The sequence below is a fragment of the Polaromonas sp. genome, from assembly GCF_039932935.1.
GTDB lineage: Bacteria > Pseudomonadota > Gammaproteobacteria > Burkholderiales > Burkholderiaceae_C > Polaromonas.
In genome coordinates, this window is record NZ_JBDTPB010000146.1 from 1 (window position 1) to 22,609 (window position 22,609).

A 22,609-nucleotide genomic window follows, 5' to 3' on the forward strand; every position below is an offset into this window, starting at 1 on the left:
GTGCCGTCAGACGTGTCGCCGATGTACATGCCGGGGCGCTTGCGCACGGCTTCCAGGCCTTCCAGGATCTGGATGGAGCCCTCACCATAGGCTTCGGACGCGCCGGCCTGGTTGGTGTCGATCTTGGGCTGGAAATTGGAGCTTTCCTCCGTTGCAGCACCGTCGTTGACGTTTACCTGATCGGCTTCGTTAGGTTTGTTTTCTTCAGTCATGGCCAGCTTTACTTCCGATCTTTTCTCGAATTACTTCGATTTCTTCAATCTCTTGAATGACCAAACCCGCGGAGAGTCGCGGGTCTGGTTGTTGTTCAGCGTGTGGTCGGCGCGTTAAATGCGCATCGGCATCACCACGTATTTAAAGGCTGCGTCGTCGGGAATGGTCAGCAGCGCGGAGCTGTTGGAGTCAGCCAGCTCGATCTTCACCATGTCCTGGTCCATGTTGGCCAGGGCGTCGATCAGGTAGGTCACGTTAAAGCCGATTTCGATGGCGTCGCCACCGTAGTCGATGTCGAGCTCGTCGACAGCTTCTTCCTGCTCGGCGTTGTTGGAGGCCACGCGCAGGGTGCCTGGCTCGATGTTCAGGCGCACGCCCTTGAACTTCTCGCTGGTCAGGATGGCGGTGCGCTGCAGGCTGGCCAGCAGGGGCACGCGGCCCAGGGTGATGATGTTTTTGTGGTTCTTGGGAATCACGCGGTTGTAGTCGGGGAACTTGCCTTCGACCAACTTGGTGACAAATTCCATACCTTCAAAACTGAACTTGGCCTGGTTGCCGGCAAATTGCATTTCGATGGCGCCTTCTTTGTCGCTGAGGAGGCGCTGCATTTCCAGAACCGTCTTGCGCGGCAAGATGACTTCCTGCTTGGGCACTTCAACGTCGAGCATGGCCGACGAGAACGCCAGGCGGTGGCCGTCGGTGGCAACCAGGCTCAGCTGCTTGCCTTCGGCGACGAACAGTATGCCGTTGAGGTAGTAGCGGATGTCGTGCACCGCCATGGCAAACGACACCTGGTTGAGCAGCTCTTTGAGCACCTTTTGCGGCACAGCGAAGCCTGGGCCGAAGTTGGCGGCTTCCTGGACCAGGGGAAAGTCTTCAGCCGGCAGGGTTTGCAGCGTGAAGCGGCTTTTGCCGCCCTTGAGGATCAGCTTGTTTTGCGAAGACTCGAGCGAGACGGTCTGGTCGCTGGGCATGGAACGCAGGATGTCGATGAGTTTGCGGGCGCCCACGGTGGTGGTGAAGTTGCCGGCGTCGCCGTCGAGCTCGGCCGTGGTGCGGATCTGGATTTCCAGGTCGCTCGTGGTGAGCTGCAGCTGTGCACCGGTTTTGCGGATCAACACGTTGGCCAGAATCGGCAAGGTATGCCTGCGCTCCACGATGCCGGCAACGGATTGCAGTACCGACAAAACTTTATCCTGGGTTGCTTTCAGAACGATCATGACTTCCTCTGTATATATCTTTAATTCTTTAATTCAAATTAGTAGTAGTAGATAAGGGTGGCACTCATCTGTGGATAGCACCATTTTCCCCTTTTTGATCAACCACTTGGCGTTTGTTTAACCATGTGTTCAGACGCCCCTGAAGTACCGTGCCCAATATGAACAACTTTCGATTGTCATCTGCTTCTGTGGATAAGCCATGGGTTGTTCAAAAGTTGTCCCCAAAGTTATTGCGCGGGTGTTGGAGCCGGGTAAAACACTGCCAAAACTGCGCGCTAAAGGGTACTAAACGGTTTATATGGCGCATTTCAGCCTTTGAGGGTTTGTTCGAGCACATGCAGCTGCTGGTTGAGCTCTGTCATTTGCTGGCGTTCGGCAGACATCTTGCGCACGGCGTGCAGCACGGTGGTGTGGTCACGCCCGCCAAAGAGCTCACCGATCTCAGGAAGGCTCTTCTGGGTGAGTTCCTTGGCCAGGTACATGGCGATCTGCCGTGGCCGGGCAATGCTGGCGGGCCGTTTCTTTGAATACATGTCGGCGACTTTGATCTTGTAATAGTCGGCGACGGTCTTCTGGATGTTTTCGACGGAAATCTGCCGGTTCTGTATAGAGAGCAGGTCGCGCAGGGCCTCGCGGGCCAGCTGGATGGAGATTTCCTTGAGATTGAAGCGTGAGTACGCCAGGATCTTGCGCAAGGCGCCTTCGAGCTCGCGCACGTTGGAGCGGACGTTCTTGGCGACGAAGAAGGCGACTTCTTCCGGCATGGACGTGCCTTCGGCCTCGGCCTTGCGGATCAGGATGGCGACACGCATTTCGAGCTCAGGCGGCTCTATGGCGACCGTGAGGCCGGAATCGAAGCGCGACACCAGCCGCTCATGAATATCCGTCAGACCCTTGGGATAAGTGTCGCTGGTCATCACAATGTGCGACTTTTTGGTCAGCAAGGCCTCAAAAGCGTTAAAAAACTCTTCCTGGGTGCGATCCTTGTTGGCGAAGAACTGGACGTCGTCAATCAGCAGCAAATCCAGGGAGTGATAACGCTCCTTGAATTCATCAAAAGTCTTGCGCTGGTAAGCTTTAACCACATCTGAAACAAATTGTTCAGCATGGATGTAGAGAACTTTGGCGGCGGGGTTGTCTGACAGCAGCTTATTGCCGATGGCGTGCATCAAATGGGTCTTGCCCAAACCGACGCCGCCGTAGATAAAAAGCGGGTTGTAAAGCTGGCCCAGGCTGCTGGAAACGTGAAGCGCTGCGGCCCGGCCCATGCGATTGGCTGTGCCTTCAATCAGGGTGTCGAAAGTCAGCGCGCTGTTAAGGCGGTTTTTGAACGGAGCGCCTGCGGCTTCTTCAGGAACGCCCAAGCCGACGGGCTCAGGAACGCTGGAGCCTTCAAAGCTGCGAACCAAAGATGATGACTTGACGGGGGATTCGCGCGGAGCAAGCGCTAACTCAAGTGGAATGCTTTGGCCGGAAATCTTCTCGAGCAAGGCCGAAATCCGGCCTGCATACTGGGCACGAACCCAGTCCAGCTTGAAGCGATTGCCAACCAAAACGGTGACTTTGGTGAGGTCAGGAGCGACCTCCACGAGCAGCGGGCGGATCCAGGTATTGAACTGTTGTTCAGGTAATTCCTGCGCCAGGTGGTCTACGCAGCTTTGCCACAAATCCTGGTTCAGGTTTTGTACGGATGCCTCACTCATGCTGTTTTTGGCTGGGTTGCTGGCCTGGGAAGAGGCGCCCGGCAGCGGTTAGCTGCTTGTGGATATTGTTAATTTTAAGCACCGGCAATTGTAGTCCGCGTGACGAGTTATCCACAAAATAATTGCTTCGGGTTTCAACCTATTTCCGGAGCCGTTTTATGGTAGCCAAGACCCCTTTCAGTCGCATCTCAGCCTTTACCCCAAATGGGCGGGCTAACTTGTTGCCAGCGTTGGGAAATCTGCGATAATCATGGGTTTCCCTGATTCGCGGCGGGTTTGCCTGCCTTGAAGACTTGCAGAGATGGTTGTGTTGTACGGCCACCAAGATCATTCGAATCGCCAAAAGCAGTGCCCTTGAGCTTGATTGAGTAATTGATCAAGTCAACAAGAAGGCAACGCAAGGCAAAGGGGGAAGCTTTGTAGCTGACCGGCTAGTAGGACTCATCATGAAACGCACATACCAACCCTCCAAAGTCAAACGCGCCCGTACGCACGGCTTCCTGACGCGCATGAAAACGCGCGGCGGCCGCGCAGTGATTGCTGCACGCCGCGCCAAAGGCCGTAAACGCCTGGCTGTATAAGCCTGTTTTTTGCTGCCAGCCATTCGCAGTTTTTAAACTGACGCCTGGCGCTCGTGCAACGGCTTCAGACCCGACCGCAGTTCCAGGCAGTTCTTGCCGGCGCCATTGTTGCAAAGACAACGCACTTCGCATTGCACCGCAATGCGCTGGGCGCAAGGCCTGAGCAAACCGGACCCGGCAAACTGGCTGATGTGCTTGCGGCAAAACCGCTGTTTCCCATACAGGATGTCTGGCTGGGGGCCATGGTCCCCAAACGCTGGGCCAAACGCGCCGTCACACGCAACGCCATCAAAAGACAGATCTACACCGTGAGCGCTGATTTTTCGCATCAGTATCCACAGGCTGCTTATGTGGTCCGCTTGCGGCGTGATTTTTCGCGCACCGAATTCATCAGCGCGAGCTCCGAGCAGCTCAAATTGGCCGTGCGCACCGAAGTGCTGGCCTTGATGCAGGCAGGAGCCAAGGCGCCATGAGCCAGGTTATTACCCAGGTTATTGCCACGCTGGCTCCGCTGGTCCGTTTGCCGCAAACCTTGTTGATTGGCCTGGTCAAGGGCTATCGCTTGTTTCTCAGCCCCTGGCTGGGCTCCGCCTGCCGTTTTGAGCCGACGTGTTCTGCCTATTCGCTGCAGGCCCTGCAGCAGCATGGTGCGGCCGCGGGCAGTTACCTTACCTTGCGCCGGCTGGCCCGCTGCCAGCCCTGGTGCGAAGGCGGGCACGATCCGGTGCCGTCTGTTTCCCTCTTTTCCCGCCTGGCCACCACGGTGGCCCCCACCCCTTCTAAAAAGACGCCGTCATGAACGACATTCGCCGCACCATTTTGTGGGTGATTTTTGGTTTTTCCATGGTCCTGTTGTGGGACCAGTGGCAGGTTTATAACGGCCACAAGGCGACCTTCTTTCCTTCGGCAACACAGAGCGCCAAGGCGCCTGCGACCGGTTCCGCGGCTTCGGCTCCCGCAGCCATCGGCAGCGCAGGGTCTTCTGTGCCTGCGCCGCAGGCCGCCAACGCAACGCCAGGCGCCGCCGGTGTTGTGCCCGCCGGTGCCCCGTCGATCACCCCATCGACAACCAGGGAACGCGTGGTTGTGAACACCGATGTGCTCACACTGACATTTGACAGCGAAGGCGGCACCCTGGTGCACTCGGCGTTCATCAAATACAAAGACCAGACGCACAAAGAAGAAGGTTTTGTCCTGATGGATGAAAGCGCCAACCGCGTTTACGTGGCGCAAACGGGGTTGATTGGCAGCGCTGCCTTGCCAACCCACAAGACGCCAATGGCCGTTGTGCCCGGTGACCGGGCCTTGAAAGAGGGACAGGACGAGCTTCAGGTCAAGTTTGAGTCGGCGGACATCAATGGCGTCAAGCTGATCAAGACCTACACCCTCAAGCGCGGCGCCTACGACATTGCCGTGCGCCACGATATCGTGAACACCGGCACGGCAGCGGTCACACCGCAGTTGTATCTGCAGCTCGTGCGTGACGGCAACAAGCCGCCCGGCGAGTCGTCGTTCTATTCCACCTTTACCGGTCCGGCCATTTACACCGAGGCGAAAAAATACCAGAAGGTCGAATTCAAGGACATCGAAAACAACAAGGTCGACGTCGAGAAGCAGGCTTCCAACGGCTACGTGGCCATGGTGCAGCACTACTTTGCAACGGCCTGGATCTTGCCGGACGGACTCAAGCGCGACCTCTTCTTCCGCAAGGTGGATAACAACCTCTACGCCGTGGGCCTGATCACGCCGCTGGACACCATCGCGGCTGGCACCACCAAAACCGTGGAGTCGAAATTCTTTGTCGGCCCGCAAGAAGAAAAAACCCTCGAAGCCATTGCCCCCGGCCTGGAACTGGTCAAAGACTACGGCTGGCTCACCATCCTGGCCAAGCCGCTGTACTGGCTGCTCGACAAGCTGCATGGCTTCCTGCACAACTGGGGCTGGTCCATCGTGGCGCTGGTGCTGTTGCTGAAGATTGCGTTCTATTGGCTCAACGCCAAGGCGTATTCCAGCATGGCCAAGATGAAGGCGATCAACCCCAAGATCATGGAAATGCGTGAGCGCCTGAAAGACAAGCCGCAAGAAATGCAGCAGGCGATGATGAAGATCTACAAGGAAGAAAAGGTCAACCCGATGGGCGGCTGCTTCCCCATCATGATCCAGATCCCGGTGTTCATTGCGTTGTACTGGGTGCTGCTGTCCAGTGTTGAAATGCGCAATGCGCCGTGGATCTTGTGGATCCATGACCTCTCAGCGCCGGATCCATTCTTTATCCTGCCTGTGCTGATGACCCTGACCACCATGCTGCAAACGGCGCTGAACCCTGCGCCGCCGGATCCGATGCAAGCCAAGCTGATGTGGTTCATGCCGCTGATCTTCAGTGTGATGTTCTTCTTCTTCCCGGCCGGCCTTGTGTTGTACTGGATCACGAACAACATCCTGTCGATCACCCAGCAGTGGATCATTAACACCCGCATGGGCGTGCCGCCGCAGTTCAACCTGCCGAAGTTCAACTGAGGACAGGCAGAAAATAAAAAAAGGGGCCGCTTCGCGGCCCTTTTGCTTGGGGGACGAAGCCGGCGCTGAAACCGCTTTAGCCCCACCCCACCGCCCCCTTTGCCCCTTAATATCGCACCATGCTGGCCCGCCACCACGACCCGATCGTTGCCATCGCCACCGCACCCGGCCGTGGCGCGGTCGGCATCGTGCGTGTGTCGGGCAAAAACATTGCCGCGGTCATTGAAGCCGTGTGCGGCCGCCCGCTAGCGCCTCGCCACGCGACCTACCTGCCGTTTATCGACGCGCAAGGCATGGCCATCGACGAAGGCCTGGCATTGCATTTCCCCGCGCCTCACTCCTACACCGGCGAGGACGTGCTGGAACTGCAGGCCCATGGTGGCCCTGTGGTGCTGCAATTGCTGCTGGCGCGATGCCTGGAGGCTGGCGCGGCCCTGGAACCCGTGACGGGCCAGGCAGCCCTTGCGGGCCTTCGCGTCGCACAGCCCGGCGAGTTCACCGAACGCGCGTTTCTCAACAACAAAATCGACCTGGCGCAGGCAGAAGCTATCGCCGACCTGATCGACGCCAGCACCGAAATCGCCGCGCGCTCGGCGGCGCGATCAATGTCCGGCGAGTTCTCGGACGCCGTCAATACCCTGCTGGAACGGCTGGTCCATCTGCGCATGCTGGTCGAGGCCACGCTCGACTTTCCGGAAGAAGACATCGACTTCCTGCAAAAAGCCGATGCAGAGGGCCAGCTGGTTCGCCTGCGGACAACTCTTGCCGATGTGATGCGGCGCGCCACGCAGGGCGCCATCCTTCGTGAAGGCATCAAGGTCGTGATTGCCGGCCAGCCCAACGCCGGCAAGAGCTCGCTGCTGAACGCGCTGGCGGGGGCCGAGCTGGCCATCGTCACGCCGATCGCGGGCACCACCCGCGACAAGGTGTCGCAGCTGATCCAGATAGAAGGGGTGCCGCTGCATGTGGTCGACACTGCCGGCCTGCGCGACGCGCTGGATGAGGTCGAGAAAATCGGCATCGAGCGCGCCTGGGCGGAAATCGAAAGTGCCGACGCGGTGCTTTTTCTGCACGACCTGGCGCGGCAAGCGCCAGGCGGCGACTCACAGGATGCTATAAATTACATAGCTGCTGACGCTCGATTAGCAAAGGTCCTGAGCCAAAAACTCCCCAAAAACGTCACCGTGATTGATGTCTGGAACAAGTCAGACGCGGTGACCGCTGCGGCGATAGAGACGCTGCCAGCGGGCGTCACGATATCGGCAAAGACCGGTGCCGGCCTGCATGACTTGCGTCAAAAGCTTCTGGAAGTGGTGGGCTGGCAGGCGGCGCCCGAGGGTGTCTTCATGGCCCGCGAGCGCCACGTACGCGCGCTGGAAAACGTCAATGCCCAGCTGCAAAAGGCGGCGAAACAACTGCACGCCGCGCATCCCGCGCTCGACCTGCTGGCCGAAGATTTGCGCCAGGCCCAGCGCCATCTGGGTGAGATCACAGGTCAATTTACCGCCGACGACCTGCTGGGTGAAATTTTCTCGCGTTTCTGTATAGGCAAGTAGCTTGGACCTGGCCGTCTGCTTTGCCGGGCCAGTGCATCGCGTCGGTTGAAAAAACTGGCGCCGCTACACACCAGCGGCTGGTAAGTAGGTCTTTTGGGTGCCAAAAGCCGACCAGCGGGGCGACCCGGAGGATCAGCGGTTGAGTTGCAGCCAAAACCCTCATTTCCCAATGAAATTACAAATTTTGAACCCGCTGTATCAGGTGTAAGGGGGCGTTAATGTCCCTTGCCGGCCTTGTAGTGCAAAGGTATCTTCCGTCCCACTATGAACGCTCCACTACCTGCCGCTATCCGTTTTGACATCCAGGGCCTCGCCCAGGCCATTCTTCACTGCCACGCCAGTGACGCGTTGCGCTGTCAATTCAACCAGCCGCATTGGGACATCCTGGCCAGCTACATGCAGCCGTTTGCCCTTAACAGCGGCCAGGTGCTGATGGAACAAGGCGCGTTGGACCGGACCCTGTATTTCGTGGAAAGCGGCACGCTGAGCGTTCATTACGAAGATGAAAAGGCTCGCGTTCGGATGGCGCTCGTAGGCGCCGGTACCGTACTCGGGGAAGGCGCATTTTTCTCGCACATGCCGCGTAGCGCCACCGTGCATGCTTCAACGCCCTGCAAACTGTGGTGCCTCACGCCCATGCGCTTTCTTGAGCTGGCAAACCGCCACAGCCCCATCGCGCTGGAGTTGACCATGGCGATGGGCTCCGTGATGGCCAAACGGCTGTACAACCGCCCCAAGCGCGTCGCGGTGACCTGAACCTCTACCCCGTTGGGTGCACGGCACGGCAGCAACGTGGCAACTTTCCCCGACACGATTCTTATGACGCAACAGGCCGTCAAAAGTCGCGATCGGCGTGATTTTTTACCAGATTTCGCATAAGTGAATCGCTACAGTAACTGGCCAAACCGGATTCGCTGCCAAACAACAGCTGACCCGGTTTGAGCTATTGCTTACAGATTTCACTTCGTGCATTGATGGAAAATGCAGATTCATCACGAGAACGTTGCTTATGTCTTTTATGAACTGGTTTTCCAGCAAGCCACCTCAAGCCAAACCGGCCGCCCACGAAGAGCACAAGCGCGTAGCACCCGCTCCCCAGCGGCATGCCGCCGAAAACCTGGTGCCGGCCGATACCGGCAAAGTCAAGCGCCATGCGCGTCGCGAGCAGCTGTATGTCGCAATTCGCGAGGCGATGACCCGTTCCGGCGTGCTCTCCGCGAGCTACAAGTTCAAGGTGCTCTCACTCGACCAGGGCGGCAATGAATTCCTGGTCATGATGGATTTGGCAAAGGCTTTTGGCGGACCGCCGGAGCAGCTGGGTGAAATTGAGACGCTGATCATGCAGCATGCCAAAACGCGCTTTGAAATAACCGTGCCTGCCGTGTATTGGCGCCTGGACGAGCTGGCCGTAGTGGTGAAGCCCGCCGCCCCGGCCGTGCACCAACCGACGCCGGCTCCAGCCGTGCGGGCCGAAACCAACGTGGAAACCCCACCAGCCAAACCGGCGGCGCCGCGCTATGAGCCGATCCAGGCCGACGAGGTCGCCGCTTTTAAACAGGCTTTGGCGGCGGCATCCGCGCAAGGGCCAGCTGTATCGGAAAAGGGCGTCAAGGTTCACAGCGGCCCGCGTTCCTACACGCTGTTGACGGGTTTTGAGGACACGGAGATGCCGCCGGATTCCGCGGCCATGCCCGCACTCAGCAGCACCCAATACGGCGATCTGCACTGACGGACCCGCGCTAACCGAGGCAAAATATGGCTGTAGCCCAATAGCAGCGGGCGCAAGCAGCTATTATTTTAATAGCATCAGCCTGGGCTGAGGCGGCAAAACCGCCTTGTTCCGTGCCGCGTCGGGCGGCTCAATGCCCGGCGAAATCAATCAAGGTGAAGAGCGGTAAGCCAGCCGCACGCAATTTGTCGGAGCCACCCAGTTCAGGCAGGTCGACAATGGCCGCGCCTTCGGTGACGGTGGCGCCCAGTTTTTCCAGCAGCTTTTTGCCAGCCATCATGGTTCCGCCCGTGGCGATCAGGTCATCGATCAAGAGCACCCGGTCGCCAGGCTTGACCGCATCGGTGTGCAGTTCCACGGTAGCGCTGCCGTACTCGAGTTCATAGGTCTCTTGCACGGTCGTGAAAGGCAGCTTGCCCTTCTTGCGGATCGGCACAAAGCCAACGTTCAATTCATAGGCCACCACCGCACCAAGGATGAACCCGCGCGCGTCCAGTCCCGCCACCACGTCGGGCCGGAGTTGCGCGTCCATGTAGCGGTGCACAAAGGCGTCAATCAACACGCGAAAAACCTTGGGGTTCTGAAGCAAAGGCGTGATGTCACGAAACTGCACGCCGGGAGCGGGCCAGTCCGGCACCGTGCGGATATGGTTTTTGAGGTATTGGCCGACGGTTTGGTGGGTGAGGCTGTGCAAGTCAGGCATGGCTGGTTCAAGTGAGTGCGCCCGTATTGTGCCCCCATCGTCACGACAGGCGGCTACCCTGCCGGGTGATTTCTGCCGGCGCTCGGCTGCTTAAACAGCGCGGCCGCGCAGCAGCTTTTCTTCGGCTATGGCCAGCGCCTCGGGTTTGCCCGACAGAACCAGCGTATCGCCGCCTTCCAGCAAGGTCTCGTGGTGTGCCGGCACTGCCTTGCCATTGCTGCGGCGCAGACTGACCACGCGTACTCCACCGGCTTCCAGCGCCATGGCGCCTACAGGCTTTCCGGCGGACTTGCTATCCAGTGGAAGCGTGACGTTGGAGAGGCGCTCTTGCTCAATCTCATTGACCGTGTCGTCGTCGGCGCCGCGGAAATAACCACGCAGCAGGTTGTAGCGCGCGTCACGCTGGTCCTGCACCACGCGGATCACGCGACGCATAGGCACGCCGACCAAGGCCAGCGCATGGCTGGCCAGCATCAGACTGCCCTCGATTGCTTCGGGCACCACTTCGGTGGCGCCCGCCGCCTGGAGTTTTTCGAGGTCATGGTCATCGACGGTTCGCACGATCACCGGCACTGTGGGGGCGTGGGCGCGGGTGTTCGCCAGCACCTTGAGCGCACTGGCCGTGTCCAGGTAGGTCACGACCACCGCGCTGGCGCGGGCCAGGCCGGCGGCCATCAGGGCTTGCAAGCGCACAGCATCGCCAAACACCACGGAGTCGCCGGCAGCAGCGGCTTGCCGCACCCGGTCGGGGTCCAGGTCAAGCGCCATGTACTGGATTCCCTCGCGCTCCAGCATGTGGCCGAGATTCTGGCCGCAACGGCCGTAACCGCAAATGATCACGTGCTTGTTGGCGTTGATGGATTTGCGCGCGATGGTCGTCATCTGCAACGACTGCTGCAGCCATTCGCTGGAGACCAGCTTCATCACGATGCGGTTGCTGTACATGATGATGAAAGGCGTGGCCAGCATGGACAGCACCATGCTGGCCAGAATGGGATTGAGCAGCGCGGGTGGCACCAGGTTGCTTTGCTGAGCCAATGTGAGCAGCACAAAGCCGAACTCACCGGCCTGGGCAAGGTACAGGCCGGTGCGCAGTGAGACGCCGGCGGTCGCGCCCAGTGAGCGGGCCAAGGCAGTCACCAACACCAGCTTGAAGAGCACGGGCAGCGTCGTCAGCAGCAGCACCAAGGGCCACCGTTCGAGCACCAGCCGCCAGTCCAGCAGCATGCCGATACTGATAAAGAAAAGGCCCAGCAGAACATCGTGGAAGGGACGGATGTCGGTTTCCACCTGGTGTTTGTATTCGGTCTCGGAAATGAGCATGCCGGCAATAAAAGCGCCCAGTGCCAGGCTCAAGCCGGCCTGCTCAGTTAGCCAGGCCAGCGCCAGCGTGACCAGCAGGAGATTGAGTACAAACAGCTCTTCGCTCTTGCGCCGCGCCACGATGGTGAGCCACCAGCGCATGATGCGTTGCCCGCCGGTCAGCAGCAAGCCGACCAGCAGGGTGGCTTTGACCCCCGCAACCGCAAGGGCCATGAACAGCGCATCGGCCGGCGCACCCAGCGCCGGAATCAACACCAGCAACGGCACAACGGCCAGATCCTGAAACAGCAATACGCCCATGACGCGCTTGCCATGCTCCGATTCCAGTTCGAGGCGTTCCGACAGCAGCTTGACCACAATGGCGGTGCTGCTCATGGCAATCGCGCCGGACAGCGCCAAGGCGGTTTGCCAGCCCATCTTCCAGAGGCTGGGCGCCATGCTGGCAAGAAACAAGGACCCCACGGTGGCCAGCACGATGGTCAGCGTGACCTGCAACAAGCCCAGACCGAAAACGTGACGGCGCATGGAGCGCAATTTCGGGAGGTTGAACTCGAGCCCGATCACAAACATCAAAAACACGACGCCGAACTCGCCCAGATGGCGAACACCGTCGGAATTTTGCGCCAGCGCCAGTGCGTTGGGGCCAATGACAACGCCCACAGCAAGGTAGCCCAGCATGGGAGGCAACTTGAGCGAGCGGCATGCGACCACACCCAGCACAGCGGCCAGCAGGTACAGCAGGGTCAGTTCAAGCGCGCTCATGCATTGATGGTAGCCGAGGAAATTGAACGCCCCGGAACGATTTGCAGGCGATAAAGGACCGCGAAAGAGCCGTGCATGGCTGTCCGCCGCGAGGATGGGCGCCGGGCGCCTCTATAGAATGCTGCCATGAGCCTTGACACCGCGAACTTTGATGCCGAACAGGTGCTGAGCCTTGCCAGGAAGACCTTTGAAATAGAAGCGGCGGCCGTGCTGGGCCTGGCGGGACGTGTGGGCGCTGAATTTGCACAGGCGGTGCAGTTGATGCTGGAATGCCGCGGCCGCGTTGTTGTGATGGGCATGGGCAAGAGCGGCCACATCGGTCGCAAGATTGCCGCCACCCTCGCCTCCACAGGAACACCCGCCATGTTTGTTCATCCGGCGGAGGCCAGCCACGGCGACCTGGGCATGATCAAGGCCATTGACGTGGTGCTCGCGATTTCCAACAGCGGGGAAAGCGCCGAGTTGACGATGATCCTGCCGGTGCTGAGCCGCCAGGGCGTGCCCATGGTGGCGATTACGGGGGGGGCACAGTCCACGCTGGCCCGGCATGCGCAAGTGAGACTCGACAGCAGCGTAGCGCAGGAAGCCTGTCCACTCAATCTCGCGCCCACTGCCAGCACGACCGCGCAACTGGCGCTGGGCGATGCGCTGGCGGTGGCCCTGCTGGATGCGCGCGGCTTCAAGGAAGAAGACTTTGCCCGTTCGCACCCGGGCGGAGCGTTAGGCCGCAAATTGCTGACCCATGTCAGTGACGTGATGCGCAGCGGCGAGGCGGTACCCAAAGTGCGGGCAGATACCAGTTTCACCGACCTCATGCGCGAAATGAGCGCCAAGGGACTCGGTGCATCTGCTGTGGTGGATGACGGTGGGCGCGTACTCGGCATATTCACCGATGGCGATCTACGCCGCTTGGTCGAAAAAGGCGTGGATCTGCGCAGCAGCAAGGCCGGCGACGTGATGCATGCCGGCCCGCGCACGATACAGCCCGACTCGCTGGCCGTGGAGGCCGTCGCATTGATGGAGCAATACCGGATCACCAGCGTGCTGGTGGTGGATGCCGCTGGCGCGTTGTGCGGTGCGCTGAACACCAACGATCTGATGCGGGCAAAAGTGATATGAATATGGCCCTCACGCTTTTCGCTTCGCGTAATGCGCTGCCCCGCGGGGGGGCCCCTGCGCCTGCGGCCTGGCGTAGCCAGATCCGCGGCCCTGGCTTGCGAAGTCGAGGCCTCGCGCAGATGGCGGCGTTTCGATTTTTGCGAGATTACCTATGAAGGTTGTGACGCCTATCGTGAATTTCGCGCCGGAGTTGCTGCTTCGCGCCCAAGGCGTCAAGGTCGCGTTTTTTGACATTGATGGTGTCCTGACGGATGGCGGCCTGTATTTCTCCGAGTACCCTGATGGCCATGAGTTGGCGGTGGCCAATGGTGGCTACCGCGCCTCCGGTGAAATTGTGAAGCGCTTCAATACGCTGGACGGCCATGGGCTCAAGTTGCTTCAGAGGGCTGGCATTACGCCGGCGGTCATCACCGGACGCGACAGCCATGTGCTGCGTGCCCGGCTGCAGGCGCTGGGCATTACACATGCGCATTTTGGAACAGAAGACAAACGCCCTGCTGCCGAAATTACCCTGCAAGCCTTGGGGCTGGATTGGGACGCCGCTGCCGCCATGGGGGACGACTGGCCTGATCTGCCTGTGCTGTCTCGGGCGGCCATGAGCTGCGCACCCGTCAATGCGCACGCAGAGGTTCGTGCAATGGCCCATTACGTGACCCAGGCGGCAGGCGGCCACGGCGCGGCACGTGAGTTCTGTGATGTGCTGCTGGTTGCGAGTGGACGCTACGCCAGCTTGCTGGAGGAATACCGCCAATGAGTACTTCCGTGACGGGTGGCGGCGCAGGCCGCAACCAGGGAGCGCCGCCATCCTTGAAAAGCATGTGGCGAAGTTTTTTGCGTACGTGGGACAGTGTCGCCATCTACATGCCGCTTCTGATGATGGGGGTGTTGGCTCTGGGCACGTATTGGCTCGTGCGCAATACCCCGATATTCAGCCCGCCCGAGATGGCGAAGGAGGCAAGCCATGATGTCGATTACTTCATGCGTAAATTCACCGTCAAGACGTTTGACGAAGGGGGCCACCTCAAGAGCGAAATTTACGGAACCGAGGCCCGGCATTTTTCAGATACCGACATCCTGGAAATTGATCAGGCGCGCATTCGCAGCATTAACGTGGAAAAGCGCATCACGACGGCCACAGCCAACCGGGCCTACACCAACGGTGATGGATCGGAGGTACAGCTGACGGGCAATGCGGTGGTGATCAGAGAAGCGAGCCAGGATGCGAACGGGAAGGAGACGCCGCGCATGGAATTTCACGGCGAGTTTCTGCATGCTTTCTTGAATGACGAGCGTGTGAAGTCGCATAAGCCGGTGCTGCTGATTCGCGGCACCGACCAGTTCACCGGCGACACCTTTGCCTACGACAACCTCGACCAGGTGGCCGACCTCAAGGGACGTGTTCGCGGCATTCTGGTGCCGCGCTCTGCGGCCAGCGCTGCGAGTGCCGGTAACCTTGCTTTCCCCGGGCCCGCGCCGGCTCTCACGCCGGCCGCGAGGCCGTCAAGCAGTGCATCGTCAGCGCGGTAACACCGCATTTTTAACGAACGGCGCCTCAACATGTCCAGACTCGTATTCATCACCGGCGCTTCCAGCGGCATTGGTCAGGCGCTGGCCCTGCGGTTTTATTCCGCAGGCTATCGCCTGGCGCTGGCCGCCCGCAGGACTGCCGAGGTGCAGGCTTGGGCCGACGCAAGTGCTCTCAGTGCGGGCCGGTATCAGATTTACAGCGCTGATGTCTCTGACATAGACGGCATCGTCGCGGCGGGGCAGGCCTGCATCACGGCGCAGGGTGTGCCGGATGTCGTGATCGCCAATGCGGGCATCAGCATCGGCATGGATTCCGCTGTTCGTGCAGACCTTGATGTCATGGCGCAAACTTTTGCGACCAACAATATTGGTGTGGCCGCCACTTTTCATCCGTTTATCACCAGCATGGCCTTGCGAGGTAACGGAACCCTGGTCGGTATCGGCAGCGTGGCCGGCATACGTGGCCTTCCCGGCCACGGCGCCTATTGCGCCAGCAAGGCGGCGGTTATCAATTACTGTGAAAGCCTTCGCGGCGAATTGCGTCCCAGCGGCGTCAAGGTGGTCACGATTTGCCCTGGCTATATCGACACGCCGCTGACCCGCGAAAACCGCTATGCCATGCCGTTTTTGATGAAGGCCGAAGTGTTTGCCGAAAAAGCGTTCGCCACGATTCAGGCAGGGCATAGCTACCGGGTGATCCCCTGGCAAATGGGAATGGTTGCCAAGTTGTTGCGTCTGCTGCCGAACGCGTTGTTCGACAAGGCGCTGTCTGGCCGGGCCCGCAAGCAGCGCCAGGACGAACGCTGAGTTCCGGTCGTTTCCTGCATCGCAAAGCAAAAAGGCCTCAAAACCGAAGTTCTGAAGCCTTTTAAAACTTTCTTCAACTTGTGGTTGAAGAGTGGATTGGGGAGGGCTTAGTAGCCGCCGCGTCCGCCGCCACCGCCGCCAGAACGACCACCGCCGCCGTAGGGGCTGCGGAATCCGCCGTCGCCACCGCCACCGCCGCCGCCGGAGCGACCACCGCCGCCACCACCACCGCCGTAGCCGCCACCGCCGGAACGATCGCCACCACCACCACCACCACCGTAGCCGCCACCACCGCCGAAGCCGCCGGTACGGGGAGGACGTGCCTCCATCGGGCGCGCTTCGTTCACGACAACGCTACGGCCGCCCAAAGGCTGGCCGTTCATGCCGTTGATGGCAGCTTGAGCTTCTGCATCGCTTGCCATTTCGACAAAGCCAAATCCTTTGGAGCGACCGGTGTCGCGTTCCATCATGACTTTAGCGCTGGTGACAGCGCCGAATTGGCCAAAAGATTGTTGCAGGTCTTCGTCACGCACCGAGTAAGGCAGGTTGCCGACGTATAGTTTGTTGCCCATGAAGGGACTCCTCTAAAACACAAAAACAAAAGCGATGGGGTCCCGAAAGCACAACAAACCTTGATACGTACCGCTGTAGCGCGCGAAACTGACCGATCACCTAACGTGCGCGGATGCCGACACCCGCACCGGCATATTATGCTCGAGTCATCTAAAACACAATCCACTAGCGTTACTACCTAGGGCAGCGTCAAGCCGCATGAACAGGGGCTTTCAGCGCCCTTGCCCTCAAAAAAATGCAGCCGAACTTCTTACGTTTCGGTAAGCGTCCGCCCTGCCCCGAACAACCAGGGCGGCGCCGATTCAGCGGAAATCATCTGCGCGAATCCACTGCCTTTGATCTGCAAGACCCATGCGCGCTTCAAACTGCGAAAACCGATAGTCAATATTTAACTGAGGAAAATGACAAGTTAGTGCACACACTTGAAAATTGCCAATCGTTCAAACCAGTGCGATTGGAAATCAGGATGCGCGCCCGACTTTCTCAGGCTGGCAGATACCAACAGCCGTCCAAAACAAGCGCCAATAAGCCCTGCGATTGGCGACTCAATACGCTGTCCATGCAAAACATCGGTAAATAGTTACACAAAATTTCAATCGCGCTGCGGTGCGCGCGCCAATCGAAGCGGCGAAATCACCAGCGCCGCCGACGACCGATTCAGGTGTCGCCGTAATGGCGCCATTGCTTCATGGCCGCCCGCATGGTCAGAAGCTGGTTTTCAAACTTGGGGCAAGCGTCGCAGGCCATCAAGTGCAACTTCAACGCAACGTTGTCCGGCAGGCTGAGCGCGCGATCCTCGCGCGCTACCAGCAGTGCGGCCGCTTCCCGGCAGGTACGTCTTAGCAGTGTGATACGCGGTTTCACGTTGAATAAAAAAAGTTGAGGTGGGGAATGGTCAGGCGCCGTGCTTGCCGAACCAGTGAATATTCAGGCATTCCTGCAAGCGAAGGCGGGCCCGATGTAACTGGACATAGAGGTTAGTCGGCGTCAGCGAGAGTTCCTTACAAACTTCTTGCGAAGAAAGCTCCAGCCACTCGCGCATCAAAAACAGCCGGCCCAGCGCGGGCGGCAAACGCTCCATGCAGGCGTCCAACACCTGAAAGAACTGAACCTGCTGCAGGGTCTGGTCAGGGTTGCCCCAGTCGTTGGGCGTCTCGGCAAAGTGGCCGTCGGCCTTGAAGGAGAGCCGGTCCAGCTCGTCGCCCTCATCGTCAGCCTGCGCATCCGCAACGGTCACCGTACGTGCATTGGCGCGAAGCAGGTCAATCACCTTGTGCTTGAGGATGCCGACCAGCCAGGTCTTGAGCTGTGAACGGTTGCCGAAGTTTTGCGGCTTTGAAAGCGCGGCCAGCAAGGTTTCAGACACCGCATCCTCGGCCCACGCATCATTGCGCAACTGCAGGCGAGCAAACCGCATGAGGTAGACGCGGTGCTCAACCAGTTGTTCTTCAAATGTGGCCATGCATTGAAGTCTAGCCGCACGCCAGCCATGCCGGCAGAAAAAACGGCGACGACCGTAAGAATTGCAGCCGGGCCACGACTAATCCTCATCACCACTACAAGGACGCACCATGGCCCCGACTGAACACACGCCGCGGCAACCGCCTTTTCGTCGCCGATGGAGCCGGGTTTATCGGCGAGCCCTTTTGGTGTCGGGTGTGGTTGTGATGTCGGCGGCGTCGGCCCTGGCTCAGGCGCCGGCAGCAACCAACGCGGCGGGCGCAACCGCCGCTGCATCGGCATCCGCTGCCATGGCGCAGGTCGAGGGCAAGACGATTGAGGGGGCCTCCTTCAAGCTGTCCTCACTCAAAGGCAAAGTGGTGCTGGTGATGTTCTGGTCCACCGGCTGCGCGGTGTGCCGCGACAAGATGCCGGAGCTGCGAAACAACTATGAGGGCTGGGCAGGCAAACCTTTTGAGCTGGTCGCTGTCAACACCGACACGCGCATGCAGGATTTCCTTGATTACGAACGCATCATCTCCCGCACGGTCCCGCTGAAGCAGCGTTTTGTACAGCTCTGGACAGGAGATGCCGGCTACAAGGACAACATGGGAAAACCCGCGCAGTTGCCGGCCGCATTCCTCGTCGACAAGACCGGCAAAGTTGTCGAGCGTTATGTGGGCCGTATTCCTCCCGAAGCCTGGGACCGCATCGCCGACTTGTTGTAGCAAAACACGCGCGGCCAGGGCACTCGCCCAGGTCACGAAAATTTTTTCCTGCGTCCGCGTAAGAAAAACGCACCCGGCCAGACTAATTCGCGATCACACAGAAAATTTCTGCCGTGGTTGCTGTTCAACTTTCACAATTTACCAATTAACAGGAGTCTTCACCATGAACCAACGCGCCATGATTGCTGCCGCTGCCGCTTCCCTGCTGTCCACCATGCTGGTTGCGACCCCTGCTGTCGCCCAGGAAAAAGAAAAATGCTACGGCATCACTGTAGCCGGCCAGAACGACTGCGCCAACCTGAGCGGCACGCATTCCTGCGCCGGCCAGTCCAAGGTCGGCGCCGATGCCAACGAATGGAAATATGTCGCCAAAGGCACCTGCGCCGGCATGAAGGGCATGAGCGCAGAGCAGGCCAAGATGAAGGCTATGGAAAAGAAGAGCTGAACGCACCTTCTTTGACGAAACAGGAAGTGGGCACAACCGAGTGGTGGGCACCCTCTTCTTGTAAACCGTCAGATGCCACGTGACACCCATCATGCCTTTGTCAGACCATGCAGGCCATGCCTCCTGCGGCATTGGATGGCGGCATCCCCACTACGCGGAACTGCTGGAGTCCCTGCCCGACCTTGATTTCATCGAGGTTCATTCAGAGAACTTTTTTGGCGATGGTGGCGCCACTCTGGCCGTATTGGGCCAGGCGCGCGAGCATTATCCCGTGAGCCTTCACGGTGTCGGACTCGGGCTGGGCTCGGCCTGCGGGATCGATGCCTGGCACCTGGACCAATTGGCCCGCCTGGTCGAGCGCATTGAGCCGGTCCGCGTGTCCGACCATGCCTGCTTTGCGCGAGGCATGGCGGCCGGCCGCGAGCTTCACGCCGCAGACCTGCTGCCCATTGCCTTCAACAATGCCACCCTGAACGTGATGTGCGCCAACGTGCAACGCGTGCAGGATCGCTTGAAACGGCCGCTGCTGGTGGAGAACCTGTCGGCCTATCTCCACTTCAACAGCTCAGACCGTGACGAGGCTACGTTTCTTCGCGAACTGGTTGAGCGCACCGGCTGCAGTCTGCTGGTGGACGTGAACAATATTTATGTCAACGCGCTCAATGCGCGCCTTGCCGGCAGCGCGGCCGACCCGCTGGCCGCCTGTCTGCAGTGGCTGGACCAGCTTCCACCCGGTTGTGTGGGCGAACTGCATCTGGCCGGCCACTGCGATGGCGGTGATATCGTGATCGACGACCACGGCAGCCGCGTCTGCACGGAGGTCTGGCAGATCTACCGCCATGCGCAGCAGCGCTTTGGCGGCGTGCCGGCGCTGGTGGAATGGGACACGGACATCCCGCCTCTGGCCGTATTGCTGGAGGAAGCCGCCTGCGCGCGAAATATCACAGCGCACATTCCGCAGACGGTGATCGCATGAACGCCATGGCGAAATTGGCGCAGGAGCAGCAAGCGCTGCTGCAGGCCTTGATGGGCGAATGCGACGACGGCAGCCTCTGGCCCCATTTGCAGCTTGTGCATGCCCCGCTGGCGCGCCGTGGCCTGCAGGCCTATCAGGCCAACGGGCTCGCATTGGCGGGGCGGGCGCTGGGCGCGGCTTACCCCGTGCTGGCGCAGCTGATTGGGGACGAAAGTTTTGGGCCGCTCGCGCGGCATTTCTGGCGTCGCCATCCTCCCTCCCGCGGCGACGTCGCCTGCTGGGGTGACGGACTTGCAACTTTTCTGGAGGCATCGCCGCAACTCGTGGACGAGCCTTATCTGGGCGACGTCGCCCGCATGGAGTGGGCGCTGCACCAGGCCACCACAGCGGCCGATGCATGGCCTGATCCGCACTCTTTTACCTTGCTTTCAGCGGCTGATCCCGCAGAGATTACGCTCACGCTGGGTGCCGGAGTTTTTCTGTTGGCAAGCGCCTATCCGGTGGCCAGCATCGTCAATGCCCACTTGCTGGGCGAGCCTGCTCTGGCTGAGGCAGCTGCGCTGTTGCGCACAGGCGCGGCGGAGCATGCGCTGGTCTGGCGGCAAGGCTTCAAGCCCCGGGTGGGCGCCGTCACGGCGGCCGAGCATGCCATGCTTTCGGCACTTCAAGCCGGGAACTCGCTGGAGGCTGCGCTTGAGCACGCTTTGGAATGTACGCCGGCCGGCACGCCGGAATCCGCGGCGGCATTCAGCTTCGAACACTGGCTGGGTCGGGTCGTGCAGGACGGCCTTGTCACGGGCGCGCGCCGGCTAGCTCGCTCAGCTTTCCAGGCATCCGATCCGGCCGGACCCAACCCTTTCAACCTTCACAACAACCCAGGGGAGCATCCATGAACACAATCCACACTGTGCCCGCAAATCCGACGAGCCTCTGGCAACGTGGCCTGGGCTCGTGGCGCCTGCTCACCCGCCTGCTGGATTCGCTGCAGCCTCTTGCCGCCTTGTTGGCCCGGCTTTACATCGCGCAGGTGTTCTTTCTCTCGGGCCTGACCAAGCTGCGCGATTGGGATATCACCGTGGCCCTTTTCACAGACGAATACAAAGTGCCCCTGTTGCCGCCCGTTCTGGCTGCAGCGATGGGCACAGCAGGCGAAATCGTTTTGCCGGTGCTGCTCGTGCTGGGTCTGGGAAGCCGTATTTCGCCCCTGGGCCTGTTTGTGGTGAATGCCGTAGCGGTCATTTCGCTCAGCGAGATTGCACCGGCCGCCCTGCAGCAGCATGTGTTCTGGGGCTCGCTGCTGGCGGGGCTGGCTATTTACGGACTGGGTCCGTGGTCGCTGGATCGCTGGGTGGCGCCACACCTGCGGCAGCCTCGTTATTGGTCAAAACAGGGTTTTGACCAATAGAATCGGCCGCAAGCAGCTCCTGAATTAATAGCAGAACTGTTTTCCCGAAAAAATGGCCCTACCAGTTGACTTCGCGGTCCGGCGTGGCGCCGATGCGGTGGATGGACAGATCGGCGCCTTCAAACTCTTCTTCCTGGCTGAGTCGTAGCCCCATGGCCGCCTTGAGGGTGCCGTAGACGGCAAAGCCTGCCAGCAACGCCCACGCCACGCCCATCGCGCTACCGATGAGTTGCGCGCCAAAACTCACGCCGCCCAGGCCGCCAAAAGCCTGGCTGCCAAAAATGCCGGCCGCGATGCCGCCCCATGCGCCGCACAGGCCGTGCAGGGGCCAGACGCCCAACACGTCGTCGATTTTCCATTTGTTCTGCGTCAGCGTGAACATCACAACGAACACGCCGCCGGCTACCCCACCCGTCACCAGCGCGCCCAGCGGGTGCATCAGGTCAGAGCCCGCGCACACCGCCACCAGGCCGGCCAGCGGGCCGTTGTGCACAAAGCCGGGGTCGTTCTTGCCAAAGGCCAGCGCCGCCAAAGTGCCGCCCACCATGGCCATCAATGAATTGACGGCGACCAGGCCGGAAATCTTGTCGATGGTCTGCGCACTCATCACGTTAAAGCCGAACCAGCCTACGGTGAGGATCCACGCGCCCAGCGCCAGAAAAGGGATGTTCGAAGGTGGATGCGCCGACACTGCGCCGTCCTTGCGGTAACGGTTGCTGCGCGCGCCCAGCAAAATCACTGCCGGCAATGCCAGCCAGCCGCCCACGGCGTGAACCACGACAGAGCCCGCGAAGTCATGAAACTCCGCGCCCGTCAGCGATTTGATCCAGGCCTGCACGCCGAAATGCTGGTTCCAGACAATGCCCTCGAAGAAGGGATAGACAAAGCCGACGATGACCGCCGTGGCGATGAGCTGGGGGTAAAAGCGCGCGCGTTCGGCAATGCCGCCAGAAATAATCGCCGGGATCGCCGCTGCAAAGGTCAGCAGGAAGAAGAACTTGACCAGCTCATAGCCATTTTTGGCGGCCAGTTGCTCGGCCCCGACGAAGAAATGGGTGCCATAGGCCACCGCATAACCGACCATGAAATACACCACGGTGGACACCGAGAAGTCCACCAGGATCTTGACCAGGGCATTGACCTGGTTCTTTTTGCGAACGGTGCCCAGCTCCAGAAAGGCAAAACCGGCATGCATGGCGAGCACCATGATGCCGCCCAGCAGGATGAACAAGGCGTCTGAGCCCTGTTTTAGTGCTTCCATATGTCCCTCTTCAGATGAAAT

The 22,609-nt window shown here is 60.0% G+C and carries 25 protein-coding genes; 16 read left to right on the forward strand and 9 right to left on the reverse strand.

From position 1 onward, the window contains the following. From ABI546_RS23135 to dnaA, 3 genes are all read right to left on the reverse strand, one after another. A partial coding sequence (locus ABI546_RS23135) for a hypothetical protein (RefSeq protein ID WP_348050692.1) occupies window positions 1-212 on the reverse strand: 212 nt, incomplete at its 3' end. Between the two features lie 114 nt (window positions 213-326). Further along, window positions 327-1,433, reverse strand: coding sequence for a DNA polymerase III subunit beta (gene dnaN / locus ABI546_RS23140; RefSeq protein ID WP_348050694.1), 1,107 nt, complete (start codon window positions 1,431-1,433; stop codon window positions 327-329). Window positions 1,434-1,741: 308 nt separating this feature from the next. Continuing rightward, on the reverse strand, window positions 1,742-3,136 hold the full coding sequence (gene dnaA, locus ABI546_RS23145) for a chromosomal replication initiator protein DnaA (protein ID WP_348050696.1): 1,395 nt from the start codon (window positions 3,134-3,136) through the stop codon (window positions 1,742-1,744). A gap of 446 nt (window positions 3,137-3,582) precedes the next feature. On the opposite strand from dnaA, the gene rpmH reads away from it, so the two are divergent. From rpmH to ABI546_RS23180, 7 genes are all read left to right on the forward strand, one after another. Continuing rightward, a complete protein-coding gene (gene rpmH, locus ABI546_RS23150; protein WP_007862708.1) occupies window positions 3,583-3,717 on the forward strand; it encodes a 50S ribosomal protein L34 in 135 nt (44 codons plus the stop codon). 53 nt (window positions 3,718-3,770) lie between these two features. After that, entirely contained in the window at window positions 3,771-4,190 is a 420-nt protein-coding gene (locus ABI546_RS23155; RefSeq protein ID WP_348050699.1) for a ribonuclease P protein component, read from the forward strand. Between the two features lie 47 nt (window positions 4,191-4,237). After that, window positions 4,238-4,516, forward strand: coding sequence for a membrane protein insertion efficiency factor YidD (gene yidD / locus ABI546_RS23160; protein WP_348050808.1), 279 nt, complete (start codon window positions 4,238-4,240; stop codon window positions 4,514-4,516). Beyond that, a complete protein-coding gene (yidC, locus tag ABI546_RS23165; RefSeq protein ID WP_348050701.1) occupies window positions 4,513-6,234 on the forward strand; it encodes a membrane protein insertase YidC in 1,722 nt (573 codons plus the stop codon). The genes yidD and yidC overlap by 4 nt, the downstream gene beginning before the upstream one ends. Window positions 6,235-6,353: 119 nt before the next feature. Then, window positions 6,354-7,790, forward strand: a complete 1,437-nt coding sequence (mnmE, locus tag ABI546_RS23170) for a tRNA uridine-5-carboxymethylaminomethyl(34) synthesis GTPase MnmE (protein ID WP_348050703.1) — start codon at window positions 6,354-6,356, stop codon at window positions 7,788-7,790. 264 nt (window positions 7,791-8,054) lie between these two features. Beyond that, window positions 8,055-8,546 carry a cyclic nucleotide-binding domain-containing protein gene (locus tag ABI546_RS23175; RefSeq protein WP_122954706.1) on the forward strand — a complete coding sequence of 164 codons (492 nt, stop codon included), beginning with the start codon at window positions 8,055-8,057 and terminating at the stop codon, window positions 8,544-8,546. A gap of 253 nt (window positions 8,547-8,799) precedes the next feature. Next, a complete protein-coding gene (locus tag ABI546_RS23180) occupies window positions 8,800-9,519 on the forward strand; it encodes a hypothetical protein (protein ID WP_348050706.1) in 720 nt (239 codons plus the stop codon). A gap of 130 nt (window positions 9,520-9,649) precedes the next feature. Here ABI546_RS23180 and ABI546_RS23185 read toward each other — a convergent pair whose 3' ends face one another. Together ABI546_RS23185 and ABI546_RS23190 are read right to left on the reverse strand one after the other, a co-directional pair. Beyond that, a complete protein-coding gene (locus ABI546_RS23185; protein WP_348050708.1) occupies window positions 9,650-10,222 on the reverse strand; it encodes an adenine phosphoribosyltransferase in 573 nt (190 codons plus the stop codon). Window positions 10,223-10,312: 90 nt separating this feature from the next. Next, complete coding sequence (locus ABI546_RS23190) at window positions 10,313-12,307, reverse strand: cation:proton antiporter (protein WP_348050710.1); 1,995 nt, start codon at window positions 12,305-12,307, stop codon at window positions 10,313-10,315. Between the two features lie 126 nt (window positions 12,308-12,433). On the opposite strand from ABI546_RS23190, the gene ABI546_RS23195 reads away from it, so the two are divergent. The 4 genes from ABI546_RS23195 (at window position 12,434) to ABI546_RS23210 (ending at window position 15,760) form a co-directional block, all read left to right on the forward strand. After that, on the forward strand, window positions 12,434-13,426 hold the full coding sequence (locus ABI546_RS23195) for a KpsF/GutQ family sugar-phosphate isomerase (protein ID WP_348050712.1): 993 nt from the start codon (window positions 12,434-12,436) through the stop codon (window positions 13,424-13,426). A gap of 151 nt (window positions 13,427-13,577) precedes the next feature. Then, window positions 13,578-14,180, forward strand: a complete 603-nt coding sequence (locus ABI546_RS23200; RefSeq protein WP_348050714.1) for an HAD hydrolase family protein — start codon at window positions 13,578-13,580, stop codon at window positions 14,178-14,180. Continuing rightward, window positions 14,177-14,953, forward strand: coding sequence for an LPS export ABC transporter periplasmic protein LptC (lptC, locus tag ABI546_RS23205; RefSeq protein WP_348050716.1), 777 nt, complete (start codon window positions 14,177-14,179; stop codon window positions 14,951-14,953). The genes ABI546_RS23200 and lptC overlap by 4 nt, the downstream gene beginning before the upstream one ends. Window positions 14,954-14,983: 30 nt before the next feature. Further along, complete coding sequence (locus tag ABI546_RS23210) at window positions 14,984-15,760, forward strand: SDR family oxidoreductase (protein WP_348050718.1); 777 nt, start codon at window positions 14,984-14,986, stop codon at window positions 15,758-15,760. 107 nt (window positions 15,761-15,867) lie between these two features. Here the strand turns inward: ABI546_RS23210 and ABI546_RS23215 are convergent, their stop codons facing one another. The 3 genes from ABI546_RS23215 to ABI546_RS23225 all read right to left on the reverse strand — a co-directional run bounded on the left by ABI546_RS23215 (window position 15,868) and on the right by ABI546_RS23225 (window position 17,795). Continuing rightward, window positions 15,868-16,332 carry an RNA-binding protein gene (locus ABI546_RS23215; protein WP_348050720.1) on the reverse strand — a complete coding sequence of 155 codons (465 nt, stop codon included), beginning with the start codon at window positions 16,330-16,332 and terminating at the stop codon, window positions 15,868-15,870. 658 nt (window positions 16,333-16,990) lie between these two features. Continuing rightward, on the reverse strand, window positions 16,991-17,197 hold the full coding sequence (locus tag ABI546_RS23220) for a zf-HC2 domain-containing protein (protein WP_348050722.1): 207 nt from the start codon (window positions 17,195-17,197) through the stop codon (window positions 16,991-16,993). 31 nt (window positions 17,198-17,228) lie between these two features. Then, window positions 17,229-17,795 (reverse strand): sigma-70 family RNA polymerase sigma factor, encoded by a 567-nt coding sequence (locus tag ABI546_RS23225; protein ID WP_348050724.1) that lies wholly within the window; start codon window positions 17,793-17,795, stop codon window positions 17,229-17,231. Window positions 17,796-17,904: 109 nt separating this feature from the next. Here ABI546_RS23225 and ABI546_RS23230 point away from each other — a divergent pair, with 109 nt between their 5' ends. The 5 genes from ABI546_RS23230 to ABI546_RS23250 all read left to right on the forward strand — a co-directional run bounded on the left by ABI546_RS23230 (window position 17,905) and on the right by ABI546_RS23250 (window position 21,327). Beyond that, window positions 17,905-18,501 (forward strand): TlpA disulfide reductase family protein, encoded by a 597-nt coding sequence (locus ABI546_RS23230; RefSeq protein ID WP_348050726.1) that lies wholly within the window; start codon window positions 17,905-17,907, stop codon window positions 18,499-18,501. A gap of 163 nt (window positions 18,502-18,664) precedes the next feature. Further along, window positions 18,665-18,946, forward strand: coding sequence for a DUF2282 domain-containing protein (locus ABI546_RS23235; protein ID WP_348050728.1), 282 nt, complete (start codon window positions 18,665-18,667; stop codon window positions 18,944-18,946). Window positions 18,947-19,037: 91 nt separating this feature from the next. Continuing rightward, window positions 19,038-19,922 (forward strand): DUF692 domain-containing protein, encoded by an 885-nt coding sequence (locus ABI546_RS23240; RefSeq protein WP_348050730.1) that lies wholly within the window; start codon window positions 19,038-19,040, stop codon window positions 19,920-19,922. Then, window positions 19,919-20,815: a DNA-binding domain-containing protein gene (locus tag ABI546_RS23245; protein ID WP_348050732.1), complete on the forward strand. Its 897-nt coding sequence runs from the start codon at window positions 19,919-19,921 to the stop codon at window positions 20,813-20,815. The genes ABI546_RS23240 and ABI546_RS23245 overlap by 4 nt, the downstream gene beginning before the upstream one ends. Beyond that, window positions 20,812-21,327 (forward strand): DoxX family protein, encoded by a 516-nt coding sequence (locus tag ABI546_RS23250; RefSeq protein ID WP_348050734.1) that lies wholly within the window; start codon window positions 20,812-20,814, stop codon window positions 21,325-21,327. The genes ABI546_RS23245 and ABI546_RS23250 overlap by 4 nt, the downstream gene beginning before the upstream one ends. Before the next feature lie 58 nt (window positions 21,328-21,385). Here ABI546_RS23250 and ABI546_RS23255 read toward each other — a convergent pair whose 3' ends face one another. Further along, entirely contained in the window at window positions 21,386-22,588 is a 1,203-nt protein-coding gene (locus ABI546_RS23255; RefSeq protein ID WP_348050736.1) for an ammonium transporter, read from the reverse strand. Window positions 22,589-22,609 lie beyond the last annotated feature (21 nt).